The following is a 15013-nucleotide window of genomic DNA, read 5'->3' on the forward strand; positions in this document are numbered from 1 at the left end:
CGCCAGCAGCGCCGCCGCCCTCGTCAGTGACCGCCTTATAGAACTACCCTCCCAAAACAGTCAACACCATTTCGCAAAAAAACTATCACAAAATCATAAGTCGCTGTAATCACAAAGAAATTTGAAACACCGCAGTGGGAGGGGACCAAAACGTGCTTCTTAATGGCCGTTAACCTGAAGAGGCGCTCCTCCGATCCGGGCTTTTCCCGTTCTCCAGTCCATCCGGAACGCGCGTTGCCTCATTCGCGCCTCATCCTCGCCCCATGAAACACATAGAGAAGGGTCTCTTCGTTCGAGCGCATCGGCAAGACCGACCGGGCGAAGGCAGCATGGTTTGACTCGCGCGGCAGAAGCGGGCACATCATTCCGGAGACTGAACATATATGGGGACCGCTGGACCTTACGGATGGTGATTGATCCACAGCTGAAGCGCTCGCTGGGCGATGCCCCTCCGATCCTGGCCGACGGGAGGCGGGCGCCCGATCGTCGCGAAATCTCTCTTCGCTGGCTCGCTGGCACCTTCCTGACGGGGGTAACCAGCAGCATTCTCATGGGCGTTGCGCTGTTTGCCGCCTTGGATGGCCGTCAGCAGCTTGCTATTCCGGCAGAGGCCTATGCAAAGACCGAGGCGGCGGTCAAGACGGAGACGACCAAGCAGGGCGGACGCCTCATTCCCGCAACCATTGCCCCGCGCGCCACGGACAAGAAGATCCTGGAAGTCGCAACGCTGGTGAAGGAAGGCGATCAGGAGGTGGTCCGCCGTCAACCCTTTGCGCTCGTGAAAATGTCGCTCGCCAATGCGCCGACCACGCAGGAGGACTATCCGGCCTTCGATCCCCTCGCCGTTATGTCCTCCGACGACAAGGAGCCCGAAGTTCCGCGCGCGGGCGTGATCTATGGTTCGGACGTGGAGTCGGAGGTCAGCCTCAAGACCGAGGACTTCCCGCTCAGCCGATCGGAATATGCCTTTGCGGAACCGATGAGCGCCGACGAGATCGAGGAAAACGTCCGCACCAACGGATCGGTTCTCACCGATGGCGACAGCCAGGTTTCCGCCCTCTACTACGTCGACCCCCAGCGCTTTGCCGCCGACGACGAGGATGTGGCACTCGCGACCGGGATCACCGCCCAGGTCATCGAGCAGAACATGTCGACCGCCGAGCCGGAATCGGTAACGCCGCAAAGCCCCGAGTTCGCAGACGATATCATTGCCATTCATCGCGATACCGCGATTTCCGATGCGATGGTCGAAGCGGGCTACCCCGGCGATCAGGCAAAGCAGGTGGAGCAGGCTCTGTCCGATCTCCGCAGCACGCCCGAGGTCGAGGAAGGCGATGTCCTGCGCATCGGCCTCCTGCAGAAAGGCGAGAAGGCGACGATCATACGGGCGAGCGTCTATCGGGACGGCGCTCATGCGGCCACCGTGGCCGTCGATGACCGCCAGCACCTCGTGGAAGCGTCCGAGCCGCCCATGCTGGATGCGGTTCGCACCGCTTTCGATGACGACGCTGTCGTGACCACGTCCGACGATAACCTGCCTCGCGTCTATGACGGCATTTACCGGGCGGCGCTTTCCTACGGCATGGGACAGTCGATGACGTCCAGGGTCATCAAGCTGCTCGCAAGTTCCGTGGATTTCCAGGCGCGGCTGCGGCCGACGGACACGCTGCAGGCTTTCTTCTCGGTCGATCGCGAGACGGGGCGGGCGGATGCCAATTCAGAGCTTCTCTATCTCCACGCGAAGTTCGGCGACGCAGACGCCCGGCTCTATCGGTTCCAGGACCCGGAGGATGGAAGCGTCGACTACTACAATGAGGACGGCAAGAGCCTGAAGCAGTTCCTCATCCGCAAGCCTGTCCCGAACGGGATCTTCAAGTCGCCCTTCGGCATGCGCCGGCACCCCATTCTCGGCTACATGAAAATGCATACGGGCGTCGATTGGGCCGCGCCATCAGGCACACCCATCATCGCGGCCGGCGACGGCATCGTAGAAAAGGCCGGTTGGGATTCGGGCGGTTACGGCAACCAGACCCTCATTCGCCATGCCAATGGCTATGTTTCTTCCTACAACCACCAGAGCGCCATCGCGAAAGGCGTCAAAAAGGGCGTGCGCGTTCACCAGGGGCAGATCATCGGCTGGGTCGGGACAACCGGAGAGTCCACCGGGCCCCACCTGCACTATGAAATGATCGTCAACGGCACGAAGGTGGATCCCCTCAAGATCAGGCTTCCCGGCGGCAAGTCGCTGGAGGGCCCTTCTCTTGCCCGCTTCCAGGAGGAGCGCAAGCGGATCGATGCCCTGCTGGCCAAGGATGGCAAACAGGAGCAACTGGCCAGCAACTCGAACGGTTGAACCAGATCCGATTTGCTGAACGAGAAAAGCCCCGGACTGCTCCGGGGCTTTCGTCATCTGCATCTCGGTCAGCGGAAGGGTCAGGCCGCCTGGGCAACCGACCCTGCAACCGTGAAGAGCAGCCGGTCGCTGCCGGCACGCACCTTCACCAGCGATCCATCCGGGACTTCGCCCGAAAGGATCTTCTCCGCCAGCGGGTCCTGAACGAACTTCTGGATGATCCGCTTCAGGGGGCGAGCACCGTATACCGGGTCGTATCCCCGCTCCGCCAGCCAGTTCCGGGCCGCTTCGTCCATCTCGATGGCGATCTTGCGCTCGGCCAGAAGGTTGAGCAGGCGCTTCAGCTGGATGTCGACGATCGCCCCCATCTCGCTGCGACGCAGGCGATGGAAGAGAAGGATTTCGTCGACACGGTTGAGGAATTCCGGCCTGAACGCCGCCTTGACGACACCCATCACCTGTTCACGCGCCACTTCGCTGTCTTCGTTTTCACCGAGCGCCGTCAGATATTCGGCACCGAGATTGGAAGTCATGATGATCAGCGTGTTCTTGAAGTCCACGGTGCGACCCTGGCCGTCGGTGAGACGCCCGTCGTCCAGAACCTGAAGGAGCACATTGAAGACATCCGGATGAGCCTTCTCGATCTCGTCGAACAGGACCACCTGGTAGGGCCGGCGGCGAACGGCTTCGGTAAGGGAACCGCCCTCTTCATAGCCGACATATCCCGGAGGAGCGCCGATCAGGCGTGCAACCGAGTGTTTCTCCATGTATTCCGACATGTCCATGCGGACCATCGCCGTTTCGTCATCGAAGAGGAAGCGGGCGAGCGCCTTTGTCAGCTCGGTCTTGCCCACGCCGGTTGGCCCGAGGAAGATGAACGAGCCGATCGGCCGGTTCGGATCCTGAAGCCCGGCGCGCGAACGACGGATCGCGCGGGAAACGGCCTGAACCGCGTCGCCCTGGCCGACGACCGACTTAGCCAGCTCGTCCTCCATGCGCAGGAGCTTCTCGCGCTCGCCCTCCAGCATCTTGTCCACCGGGATACCGGTCCAGCGGGACACCACATGGGCAATGGCATCCGGAGTGACAACCTCTTGAACCATGCCACCCTGCGACTGCCCATCCTGGGCCTCCGCCGCCACAAGCTGGCGCTCGAGATCCGGAATAACACCATAGGCGAGTTCGCCAGCCCTCTGGAATTCACCCTTGCGCTGGGCAATGGCCAATTCGTTGCGGGCTTCGTCCAGTTTTCCCTTCAGATCGGCAGCGAGCCCGAGCTTCTGCTTCTCCGCCTGCCAGCGGGCAGTCAGCGCATCGGCCTGTTCTTCCAGCGCGGCGAGATCCAGTTCAAGACGGGCAAGCCTGTCGGCCGATGCCTGGTCGGTTTCCTTCTTGAGGGCTTCGCGCTCGATCTTGAGCTGGATGATGCGGCGATCGAGTTCATCCAGCTCCTCGGGCTTCGAATCCACCTGCATGCGCAGGCGCGACGCGGCCTCGTCCATGAGGTCGATCGCCTTGTCCGGCAGGAAGCGGTCCGTGATGTAGCGGTTGGAAAGGGTTGCAGCGGCAACCAGCGCGCTGTCCGAAATGCGGACCTTGTGGTGCTGCTCGTATTTTTCCTTGAGCCCGCGGAGAATGGAGATGGTGTCCTCGACCGTCGGCTCCTCGACCATCACCGGCTGGAACCGGCGGGCAAGGGCAGGATCTTTTTCCACGTGCTTGCGGTATTCATCAAGCGTCGTGGCTCCCACGCAATGGAGCTCGCCTCGCGCCAGTGCGGGCTTCAGGAGGTTCGATGCATCCATCGCGCCATCCGATTTTCCCGCCCCCACGAGCGTGTGCATTTCATCGATGAAGAGAATGACTTCCCCGCTCTCCGACTGCACCTCGGAAAGGACCGCCTTCAGCCGCTCTTCGAATTCTCCGCGATATTTCGCACCGGCGATCAGCGCACCCATGTCGAGAGCCATGAGCCGCTTGTCCTTGAGGGACTCGGGCACGTCGCCGTTGACGATGCGCAGCGCAAGCCCTTCGGCGATGGCGGTCTTGCCAACGCCCGGCTCGCCGATCAGCACCGGATTGTTCTTGGTACGACGGGACAGGACCTGAATGGTCCGGCGGATCTCGTCGTCACGACCGATCACCGGGTCGAGCTTGCCTTCCCGGGCCTCCGCTGTCAGGTCCCGAGCATATTTCTTCAGGGCGTCGAAGCCCTGCTCGGCATTCGCGCCATCGGCAGTGCGGCCCTTGCGGATATCGTTGATGACCTGATTGAGCGCTGCTGCAGTGACACCCGCCTTCTTCAGCGTGGCAGCCGTTGAAGCCGTAGTTTCGATGACAAGCGCCAGCAGAAGCCGCTCGACCGTGACGAAGCTGTCGCCGGCCTTCTTGGCAGCGTCTTCAGCCGTTGAGAATACTTTTGCAAGCGGCTGCGAAAGGTAGATCTGGCCGTTGCCGCCGGAAACTTTCGGCAGCTTGGCCAATGCGGCGTCGTTGCCGATGCGGGCCTCGCGGGCACTGCCACCGGCGCGCTCGATGAGCGAAGATGCCATGCCCTGGTCGTCATCGAGGAGCACCTTCAGCACATGTTCCGGGCTGAACTGCTGATGTCCCTCGGAAAGAGCCCAGGTCTGAGCCGACTGCAGGAAGCCCCGCACGCGCTCGGAATATTTTTCGATATTCATGTCTTACCTCCTTGGATCACCCCGCCCTGGAAGGCGCGCGGGTGATGGTTCCGGATCAGCCCCCTTGCAGGCGGGCTGTCGAGCTGAGACTGCCTGAGAATCACAAGCTCCTGTTTGATTGAGGTCAAGCCCGCTGATGGCGGACTGCCCCGTTCGAAGCTGATATGGGGAGTGTTTTCCGGCTTTGAAGGGCAGCCGAAAACGAAGCGGAGTTTTTTTGCCAATGCGGCAATCACTGCCCCAAAACAAAAACCCCGGCGCCATGCACCGGGGTTCTCGATAGTCAGAAAGCAGAGTATTTACTCCGATCCGGCAAGAGCGGGCTCGGCACCCTCGGAAGGCTTGGCCTCGCCTTCGGGAGCCTCCGCTGCGCCACCGCGCGGCTGACGGCGCGGACGTGCTGCAGCACCGCGGCGGCGCGTGGATGCCCGTTCGCGGGAAGCCCCCTCGCCGGCTTCCGCTTCGGCAGCAACGACTTCTGCCGGCATGCCTTCGATGACCGGTTGTGGCGTTGTTTCGTCGATCACGGCAGCTGCGGGAGCAGAGGCCTGACGCTCCGGCCGCTCGCCCCGTTCCTGCCGCTCACCGCGCTCCTGACGCTCTCCCCTTTCGGGGCGCTCACGCCGTTCCCGGCGGTGTTCGCGCTCGTGCTGCTGGTTGTTCTGGCGGGGCTGGGCGCTCTGGGCAGAGGGCTGCTCGTCCTGATCCGATGCATCGGCTGCCTCGGTGCTCTCAGCGCCGTCGGTATCCACGTCATCGTCCCGGTCCATGAAATCGTTCCGGTCGTCGCGCTGGAAACGTTCCTGCATCTGCGCCTGGGCGGCTGCGATGATGCGATTGTAGTGTTCCGCGTGCTGAAGATAGTTTTCCGCCATGACGCGGTCGCCTGCGCTCTGTGCGTCCCGGGCCAGCGCGGCATATTTTTCGGCGATATGCTGGGCGGTGCCGCGAATCTTGACGTCCGGACCCGAGCTGTCGAAAGTGCGCGTCAGCGGGTTGGAGCCCTTGCGGTTGAAGTTGTTGCCGTTACCGCCATTGCCGTTGTTGCCACGCCCGCGACCGCGCTTGTTTTGCTGTCCTGGCCTCATCGAATGCTCACCTGTATTCCCGTTGTGATAACCGGCCCTGGCCTGCGGCAAAGGCCGCTCACGCACAAGGCATCCAAAAACCGACCCGCAAACCGCTCATCGCTTGGTCTGGGGCATCCCATGGCTCGGCCCGATCGACACGACCGTGATCGCGGCAGGGGCAGCGCGCCAACTGTCGGCCGGGTTTCCGTCTTGCCAGGGCCTTCTAGGCCGCATCAAGACTGCCCGACCGGCCCCGTCCGGACCAATGCCGACATCGGAGCCACAAGGCTTTGGAGGTGGCTTTCGCACACCACTGCTGCCTGAAGGTCAAGATTACTGAGTTCACGTCCCGGAAATTTCGGCCTCTCGCGGCTCCGCTCAAGGAGCCATCCCCTCGGCTGATCTGAAACTGGACGAACCGATCGTCCACCCCCGTCTGCCCGGTACGTGGCCGGAACCTATCGCGCTTCGCCGCGAAATCCAAGCACTTTCTCAGCGCTCCTGAAAAATATTACCAAAGCGTCACATCGCCCAAATCCCTTGCGAACAAGGATTTTCCTGCATCTTCTCCACGAACTGACGCAACGTCAGGGCATGGAAAAAACCAGCACGCGATCGTTGCCGCCATAGTCCCGGGCAGCGGCCTCCAGTTGAAACCCCGCCTGTTCAAACAAGGCGGTCACGGGGATCTTCTGATCGTAACCGATCTCCAGGGCGACAATCCCGTTCGGCCGCAGAAGTGGCCCCGTTTGTCGCGCCAGAATTCTGTAGGCATCAAGCCCGTCCTCGCCACCGTCAAGCGCGCGCGTGGGATCGTGAAGCCTGACCTCCGGGTCCAGATCCTCGATCACCCGAGACGGAATGTAAGGCGGATTGGAGACAATCGCGTCGAATGTTCCCTCGACCTTTTCAGCCCAATCGCTCAACAATGGTTGAAACCGATCTCCGAGGCCAAGTTGCCGGGCATTTCTCTCTGCCGTTTTCAGGGCATCTTCGGAAATGTCGACGGCAACGGCTTCTGCATCGGGACACTGGGATAACAACGCCAGAGCAATCGCTCCCGTTCCTGTCCCGAAGTCAATAAAGCGTGGCCTGTTTCCTAGCGCGGCAATGCGTTCAAGATGAGGCAGCACATGGTCCACCAGGATTTCGGTGTCGGGCCGGGGTTCGAGCGTCTCGCTGGACAGAAGCAGCTCCAGCCCGAAGAACTCCCTGCGGCCAAGGATCCGGTGCACGGGTTCGCGCATCAGCCTTCGCCGAACCGCCTGGTCCACCCGCCTGGCCTCATCCTCCGATATCGGTCTTGATGGGTCCGTGACGAGGGCAGTCGGTGCGATGTCCAGCAGGCCACCGATCAGAAGACGCGCATCGGCCGACGGATCGGTCAGCCCCGCATCGAGGAACCTCTTGCGCGTATGCGCGAGCAGTGCGGATAATGTGAGCCCGCTCACGACTGCTCGCCGAGCTGCGCAAGCTGGCCCGCCTGATGATCGGCAAGCAATGCGTCCACGACCTCGTCGATCTCGCCCATCATCATCCGGTCGAGCTTGTAAAGCGTCAGGTTGATGCGGTGATCCGTGACGCGCCCCTGTGGGAAGTTATAGGTGCGGATGCGCTCCGACCTGTCCCCGGAACCGACCTGGCTTTTCCGATCCGCAGACCTTTCGCTCTCTGCCCTCTGGCGTTCCATGTCATAGAGGCGCGAGCGAAGCACCTGCATCGCCTTCGCCCTGTTCTGGTGCTGGGATTTTTCCGAGCTGGTCACGACCAGCCCGGTGGGAAGGTGGGTGATCCGAACTGCAGAATCCGTGGTGTTGACATGCTGTCCGCCCGCACCGGAAGAGCGCATGGTATCGATGCGGATATCCTCGGGCCGGATCTCGATGTCGATCTCCTCTGCCTCCGGCAACACGGCAACCGTTGCAGCCGACGTGTGGATGCGCCCGCTGGCCTCCGTTTCCGGTACGCGCTGGACGCGGTGGACGCCGGACTCGAACTTGAGCCGCGAAAACACGCCCTTGCCCGTGATGGTCGCAATGATTTCCTTGTAGCCGCCCGCTTCACCCTCCGATGCGGACAGGACCTCCACGCGCCATCCATTGGCACTGGCAAATCGCTCATACATGCGAAAAAGATCACCGGCGAAAAGGGCCGCCTCGGATCCTCCGGTTCCGGCCCTGATTTCCACGATGGCGCTTTTCTCGTCGGCGGCATCCTTGGGAAGAAGCAGGATCTGGATGTCTTTTTCCAGAGCATCCAGCCGTTGCGAAAGATCCGGCAGCTCCATCTGAGCCATCTCCCGCATTTCGCGATCGGTATCCCGGTCGGCAATGAGGGTTTCAAGCCCGGCCTTTTCATCCAGCGCCTTCTGGTACTGGCGGATCTTTCCGACCACCGACTGCAGCTCGGAATACTCGGACGCAAGCTTGACATAGACGTCGGCCGCGGGCCCCGCCGACATGCGCGCTTCAATCTCGCCGAAGCGGCGTTCGAGCTCGCGCATTTTCTCTACAGGCAGTTTGGCCAAGGATCGGGACTCCAGGAATTCGAGAGCGCATCAAAGCGGAATGTTGTTTTCCTCGGCGAAGCGCTGCAGCACTTCCCGCATCGGCATCTTCGGCTTCAGATCATCGAGCGCTGTATCCATGACATTGGCAAGCTTGCCGACATCCAGCCCAAGCAGCATCGCCTTGACCGGGCCGATAGCCGCCGGCGACATGGAAACGGAGCGGAAACCCAGCCCGAAAAGCGCCATGGATGACAGCGGCTTCCCCGCCATCTCGCCACACAGGGTTACCGGTGTCTGGTTTCGTTCCCCAGCGCGGACGATATCTCTGAGGATGCGCAGGAAGGGTCGGCCCAGAATGTCGAACCGGTCGGAGACGCGGGCATTGCCCCGGTCCACGGCCATGGAGAACTGGAACAGGTCGTTCGAGCCGACGGACACGAAATCGACTTCCTGCATCAGCTCGTCGAGCTGCCACATCAGGGCCGGCACCTCGAGCATCGCGCCGAACTGCAGACGCTTGGGCAGCGGGTGCCCGAACTTCGACAGGTGCTGAACCTCCTTCTGGAACAGCTCACGCACCCTCTGGATCTCCGACACTTCCGTCACCATCGGGATCATCATCTTCAGGTCGGCACCCGCCGATGCGCGCAGCAAGGCCCGCAACTGGGTCCGAAGCAGACCCGGCCGGTCGAGGGAGAGCCGGATGGCTCTCCACCCCAGCGCCGGGTTTTCTTCCTCATGGGCCCGGAAGTAGGGAACCACCTTGTCACCACCGATATCGAGCGTGCGGAAGGTAACCGGGCGCCCCGCCGCCTGACGGATGACGTTTCGATAGAATTCTTCCTGCTCCTCGAGCTTGGGCAAGGTGGAGGCAATCATGAACTGGAGTTCGGTGCGGAAGAGACCCACGCCTTCAGCGCCGCTTTCAACCAGCTGCGGAAGATCCACCAGCAGGCCGGCATTCATCAGCAGGCTGATGCGGTGGCCGTCACGCGTGACGGGCTCGACGTCGCGCAAGGCGCGAAACTGCTCCTGCCTGCGCGCGCGGAAGCGAACCTTTTCCTCGTAGCTCTTCTGCAGGTCGGACACCGGCCGAAGATGCACCTTGCCGTCGTCGCCATCGATGATGATGGCGTCGCCATTTTCCGCAAGGGCGACCACGCCGGCAGCCTGCCCGACGACCGGGATGCCCATGGCACGCGCAACGATGACGATATGGCTTGTAACAGCACCTTCCTCGAGCACGAGGCCTCGGATGTTTGTACGCGGATAATCGAGCAGCTCCGCCGCACCCATGGCGCGGGCAACGATGATCGAGTCGCTGGGCAGCGACGCGCCGGCTGCCTTCGACCCGTAATCGGTCAGCTGGCGCAGCAACCGGTTGGCAAGATCGTCCAGATCGTGCATCCGCTCCCGCAGATAGGGATCCGTCAGGCGCATCATGCGTGCGCGGGTATCGCTCTGCACCTTTTCGACGGCCGCTTCCGCAGTCAGGCCGTTGCGGATCGCCTCTTCCAGCCGCCGGACCCAGCCCCGATCATGGGCAAACATGCGGTAGGTCTCGAGCACCTCCCGATGCTCACCCTCCATCGAGACTTCCCGCCGCGACAGCATGTCGTCGATCGAAATCCTGAGCGAGCTCATGGCATCCGCAAGACGCGAGATTTCCTTGTCCGTATCCTCGTTCAGAAGGTTCGTGACGACGATGCGCGGCTCGTGGAGGACAACGTGCCCGAGGCCGATGCCGTCGTTGTAGCCGTCGCCGTCGATGGTCACGGGACGCGTCAGGTCAAGCTCGAGACCGGGCTTGGTGATTTTCTTGAGCTCGCCCGTCGCAACCATCTCGGCGAGCACCATCGCCGTCGTCTCGAGGGCCTCTACCTCGTCCTCCCGGTAGTTGCGCATCGCCTTGTTCTGGACAACGAGAACGCCGAGAGAGCGCCCTGCCCGCAGGATCGGCACGCCGAGAAACGAGTGGAACTCCTCTTCACCCGTTTCCGGCAGATAGCGGTAAGCAGGGTGGGACTGCGCGTCCGAAAGGTTGAGCGGCTGGGCCGATGCCGCAATGGTACCGACCAGACCCTGCCCCATCTGAAGCTGAGCCAGGTGCACGGCGCCCTTGTTGAGACCTTCCGTGGCATACAGTTCAAGGACGCCGTCGGCGCGGAGAACGTAGACCGAGCACACCTCCGCCACCATGTTCTGGGCGATCTGGCGAACGATGCGGTCGAGGCGCTCCTGTGGCTCGAGCGGTTCCGCCATCAACTCGCGCAACCGCTTGAGCAGAACGCGCGGACCCGCAGACAGGTCTCTCATCGCGTAGGCTCCTAAGGTCTCAGTTCCCGATCCGCCGCCCGCCGGGCGGCCGGATCACGATTCCGGGAATCCGGTCCGCACATCAACTCTTATCGAGACCGTAGCAGGAATGCAAAGTCCTGACGGCGAGTTCTGCATAGGCACCGTCGATCAGGATGGAGATCTTGATTTCGGAGGTGGTGATCGCCTTGATGTTGATGCCTTTCTCGGCAAGCGCCCGGAAGGCGGATGCCGCCACGCCGGCATGGCTTCGCATGCCAATACCGATCACCGAGACCTTGACCAGGCCGGATTCGCTCTGGGCGACGTCATAGCCGATCTCGTCCTTGTTGTCGGCCAGGACCTTCTTCGCCTTTTCGAGATCTCCCGACGGCACGGTGAAGGTCATGTCGGTCCGCGATCCGTCTTCGGAAATGTTCTGAACGATCATGTCCACGTTGATATGCGCTTCGGCCAGAGGCCCGAAGATCGCGGCGGAAACGCCCGGCCGGTCGGCGAGGCGCCGGAGCGAAATCTGGGCTTCATCCTTGGCATAGGCAATGCCGGTTACGACTTCCTGTTCCACGATCTCATCCTCGTCACAAATCAGCGTACCGGGCGGGTTGATCGGATCGCCCATGCCCGGCGCATCGGGATCCTCGAAGCTCGAGCGCACAAAGGTGCGCACCTTGTGAACCATGGCCAGCTCGACCGAGCGGACCTGCAGCACCTTCGCCCCGAGAGAAGCCATTTCCAGCATTTCCTCGAAGGCAATCTTCTTCAGTCGGCGCGCCTTCGGCTCGATCCGCGGGTCGGTGGTGTAGACACCGTCCACATCGGTATAGATATCGCAACGGTCCGCCTTGACCGCGGCTGCAATGGCAACCGCCGAGGTGTCCGACCCCCCGCGACCAAGCGTGGCGACTCGGTTGTCGGGACCAAGACCCTGGAAGCCGGCAACAACGGCGACCTGGCCCTCTCCCATCCGGCGGATGATATCGCTGCCTTCGATTTCGAGAATGCGGGCGGCGCCATGGGCATTGTCGGTTCGGATCGGGATCTGCCATCCCTGCCAGGAGCGGGCATTGATGCCCATGGACTGCAGGGCGATGGCCAGAAGACCGGCAGTCACGAGTTCCCCGGAGGCAACGACGGCATCGTATTCGCGTGCATCGAAGAACGGGGTGTCGGCACCCGTGACCTTCGGCATGTTCTGCACCCAGTCAACCAGTTCGTTCGTCTTGCCGGACATGGCGGACACCACCACGGCAACCTCGTTGCCCGCATCCACCTCGCGTTTGACGTGACGGGCCACATTGTGGATGCGTTCCAGATTGGCAACGGAAGTGCCGCCAAATTTCATCACGATGCGTGCCATAGGCTAATTCCAGAGCAATGTGGCGCGTCTGATGGAAGCCGCGCCGGCCAAACGAACGGCACCAGTAACGGTGCCGGATACCATACTTGCCGACGGCCCGTGACCGAGCGCGGAAGATGCGCGGTCTCTTAGCGAAAACGGACTTGTGGTGCAATGAAAAAGGCGGCCTGCAATGCGCACCTTTGGTCGGGGCGCCGAGGCTTTTTCCAGCCGATGCCGGGCTTTATCCCCGGCCGGCTCCGTCAGTCACTTCGCCGAGGCGCAGGAGCAGGCGCCGGTCGAAGCAGTGTCCCTGCTCGAACATCCAGTTGATGGCCTGCTGTCCGGACCAGGCCTTCTTGTACGGGCGCGTGCTCGTGAGGGCGTCGTAGACATCGCAGATGGTCGAAATGCGCACGAAGGGCGAAAGCGCTGCGCCGCTCAGCCCCTGCGGATAGCCGCTTCCATCCAGCAACTCGTGATGGTGGCGACAGACGTCGAGCACCATGCCGGGCATGTCGGGATAGGTCACCAGTCGCTGGTATCCAAGCTCGGGGTGGTTGCGGATGATCTGCCGCTCCACGTCGCTCAGGCTGCCGCGCTTGTTCAGGATCATGTTGGGAATAAGCAGTTTTCCGAAATCGTGGAGGATACCGGCGATGCCAAGGAGTTCCACGGTCGCTTCGTCGTAACCGAGTGCCTGCCCGACCGATGCCATGAGGGCGCCCACCGCAAGCGAATGCAGGAAGGTGCCTTCATCCTTCGTCTTGAGACGTGTGAGCTCGAGGACGATCTCTGGTCCTTCGGACATGGATTCGATGAGGTCACGGGAGACCGGAGCAAAGGCCTGAATGTCCTTGATGTCGCCGGTGGCGAAGCCTGTGAAGCCGGTCTTGACGGCAGCCGTCGACCGGGTCAGCGTTTCTGCCGCTTTCTGACGCTTGACTTCATCCACCTGGGCGGGCGCATCGCCATTACCATTCGCCTTCCCTGAGGAAGCGGCCCCCATGGCGCCCTTGCTGCGCGCGGTGTTGACGAGCACGAATTCAGCAGGTGCAGCCGCTATTGCATCCAGATCCTCATCGAGGTCCAGGATGAATCGACGCTTGCTGAACACGAATTGGGGACATTCCACCGATTCGACATACATGCCCTTGCGCAGCTGGCCTTTTGGAATTCGAACAACGGTCATCGTGCCCAGACATCTTCTTATCGCCCATATCCGGTCATACGCGCAGCGCGTAAAGAATTAGTAAGTACGGATACACAAATGCGATAAATGCGTGGGGATCCATACGCAGATGGTGTGCTGCCCATGCAGGGGTAACGTTCTGGATTTATCCCATTTATTACACTTGCATTACATAATCAATTTTTCCAGGAGACCAACGGTTCTAACGACTGGCTCGCGACAGAAGTTACCTCACGTAAGCGTCACAAAATTGGCGAGCCAAGAAATGCCTGCGGCCATGGATGCTGACGATCCACTGCGCGCGGGAAATGGCCAGAGGTCAGGAACCAGCATCCAACCTTGTGCGATCAAACTCGACGGAAAATGTCAGTGGTTTCTGGCCGAATGCCACTGGAAAGCCGAACGGACGATGTCATCGAGGCCGTATACAGGCTGCCATCCGAGCACGCGCCGGGCACGGGCATTGCCGGCGACGAGCGTTGAAGGGTCACCGGGTCGTCTAGGGGAGTCGCGACGGGCAAGGTGATGGCCGCTCACCGCCTCGACTGCGGCCGCGAGTTCGAGAACCGAGGTTCCCGTACCCGTGCCAAGATTGATCGCATCGCTGTCGCCCCCGCCGATCAAGTGCCGCACCGCCCGCACATGTGCATCCGCCAGATCCAGCACATGGACGAAGTCCCGGATGCAGGTTCCGTCACGCGTCTCGTAATCATTCCCGAAGATTGTCAGTTCCTTGCGCCGTCCAAGTGCCACATCGATGGTCAGGGGGATGAGATGGGTTTCCGGCTCGTGCCACTCGCCGATGCGCCCCGAAAAATCCGCACCGGCAGCATTGAAATAGCGGAGGATCACGGCCCGCATGCCTTCGTGCTGGCAGGCATCGCGGATGGCCATCTCGGCAATCAGCTTGGTGCGGCCATAGGGATTGATCGGCTGCTGCTCCTCCTCTTCGGTAATCGGGAGGTTCTGCGGCATGCCATAGGTGGCGCAGGTCGAGGAGAACACCAGCGAGGTGACGCCCGCCTTCTGCGCGGCCCTGAGCACGTTCAGTGTTCCGGTGACATTGTTGTGATAGAAATCCGTAGGCGTGAGCGTCGATTGACCCACTTCGATCAACCCGGCGAAATGCACGATCGCCGCGGGTCGCAGGTCGCAGATCGCCGCCTCGATCGCCTCGTAATTGGTGACATCGCCCTCGATGAGGGGACCCCATTGCACGAATTCCCGATGCCCGTTCGACAGGCAGTCAAAGGTGACGGGTGCATAGCCGCTCTCGGCGAGCAGCATGCAGGTGTGCGAGCCGATATAGCCGGCTCCACCGATCACGAGTATGACATTCGAAGCCATTGCTGCATCCCTGTAAGGTTTGAACCAGTTCAGCGCGGGGAAGAGGATTGAGCCGCTGGAGCCAGAAGAGGCGTGTTCTGGAGGCTTGACGGAAAAGGCAGGCGGATGACGCTGCCTTATGGTTGCGAGACTCGCCTTGCCGGAGTGGCACGGCGGATATGGTAGGCGCTTGCCCCTCGATAACTGCGCAGCAGGTGATCGGTTCC

9 protein-coding genes are annotated in these 15013 nt (G+C 61.7%); 1 reads left to right on the top strand and 8 read right to left on the bottom strand.

Annotated elements, in window-relative coordinates; genetic code table 11:
- Positions 1–406: 406 nt before the first annotated feature.
- On the top strand, positions 407–2353 hold the full coding sequence (locus GGR23_RS11320; protein ID WP_183366400.1) for a M23 family metallopeptidase: 1947 nt from the start codon (positions 407–409) through the stop codon (positions 2351–2353).
- 80 nt (positions 2354–2433) lie between these two features.
- On the opposite strand, the gene clpB is transcribed toward GGR23_RS11320, so the two are convergent.
- The 8 genes from clpB to galE all read right to left on the bottom strand — a co-directional run bounded on the left by clpB (position 2434) and on the right by galE (position 14807).
- Complete coding sequence (gene clpB / locus GGR23_RS11325) at positions 2434–5037, bottom strand: ATP-dependent chaperone ClpB (protein ID WP_183366401.1); 2604 nt, start codon at positions 5035–5037, stop codon at positions 2434–2436.
- A gap of 299 nt (positions 5038–5336) precedes the next feature.
- Entirely contained in the window at positions 5337–6125 is a 789-nt protein-coding gene (locus GGR23_RS11330) for a DUF4167 domain-containing protein (protein ID WP_183366402.1), read from the bottom strand.
- A 569-nt stretch (positions 6126–6694) separates the two neighbouring features.
- Positions 6695–7558 (bottom strand): peptide chain release factor N(5)-glutamine methyltransferase, encoded by an 864-nt coding sequence (gene prmC / locus GGR23_RS11335; RefSeq protein WP_183366403.1) that lies wholly within the window; start codon positions 7556–7558, stop codon positions 6695–6697.
- Positions 7555–8634, bottom strand: a complete 1080-nt coding sequence (gene prfA, locus GGR23_RS11340; protein ID WP_183366404.1) for a peptide chain release factor 1 — start codon at positions 8632–8634, stop codon at positions 7555–7557. The genes prmC and prfA overlap by 4 nt, the downstream gene beginning before the upstream one ends.
- Before the next feature lie 30 nt (positions 8635–8664).
- Positions 8665–10932, bottom strand: coding sequence for a phosphoenolpyruvate--protein phosphotransferase (gene ptsP / locus GGR23_RS11345; RefSeq protein WP_183366405.1), 2268 nt, complete (start codon positions 10930–10932; stop codon positions 8665–8667).
- Positions 10933–11014: 82 nt separating this feature from the next.
- Entirely contained in the window at positions 11015–12289 is a 1275-nt protein-coding gene (locus GGR23_RS11350) for an aspartate kinase (RefSeq protein WP_183366406.1), read from the bottom strand.
- Between the two features lie 223 nt (positions 12290–12512).
- On the bottom strand, positions 12513–13460 hold the full coding sequence (locus GGR23_RS11355; protein WP_183366407.1) for an HD-GYP domain-containing protein: 948 nt from the start codon (positions 13458–13460) through the stop codon (positions 12513–12515).
- Between the two features lie 366 nt (positions 13461–13826).
- Entirely contained in the window at positions 13827–14807 is a 981-nt protein-coding gene (galE, locus tag GGR23_RS11360) for a UDP-glucose 4-epimerase GalE (protein ID WP_183366408.1), read from the bottom strand.
- Between the last annotated feature and the right edge of the window lie 206 nt (positions 14808–15013).

It is taken from the genome of Gellertiella hungarica (assembly GCF_014197145.1).
GTDB classification, from domain to species: Bacteria; Pseudomonadota; Alphaproteobacteria; order Rhizobiales; family Rhizobiaceae; genus Gellertiella; species Gellertiella hungarica.

Excerpts from the sequence above, each read along its gene's own strand:
- GGR23_RS11320 (WP_183366400.1), top strand. The coding sequence starts at position 407 with ATGGTGATTGATCCACAGCTGAAGCGCTCGCTGGGCGATGCCCCTCCG.
- clpB (WP_183366401.1), bottom strand. The coding sequence starts at position 5,037 with ATGAATATCGAAAAATATTCCGAGCGCGTGCGGGGCTTCCTGCAGTCG.
- GGR23_RS11330 (WP_183366402.1), bottom strand. The coding sequence starts at position 6,125 with ATGAGGCCAGGACAGCAAAACAAGCGCGGTCGCGGGCGTGGCAACAAC.
- ptsP (WP_183366405.1), bottom strand. The coding sequence starts at position 10,932 with ATGAGAGACCTGTCTGCGGGTCCGCGCGTTCTGCTCAAGCGGTTGCGC.
- GGR23_RS11350 (WP_183366406.1), bottom strand. The coding sequence starts at position 12,289 with ATGGCACGCATCGTGATGAAATTTGGCGGCACTTCCGTTGCCAATCTG.
- GGR23_RS11355 (WP_183366407.1), bottom strand. The coding sequence starts at position 13,460 with ATGACCGTTGTTCGAATTCCAAAAGGCCAGCTGCGCAAGGGCATGTAT.
- galE (WP_183366408.1), bottom strand. The coding sequence starts at position 14,807 with ATGGCTTCGAATGTCATACTCGTGATCGGTGGAGCCGGCTATATCGGC.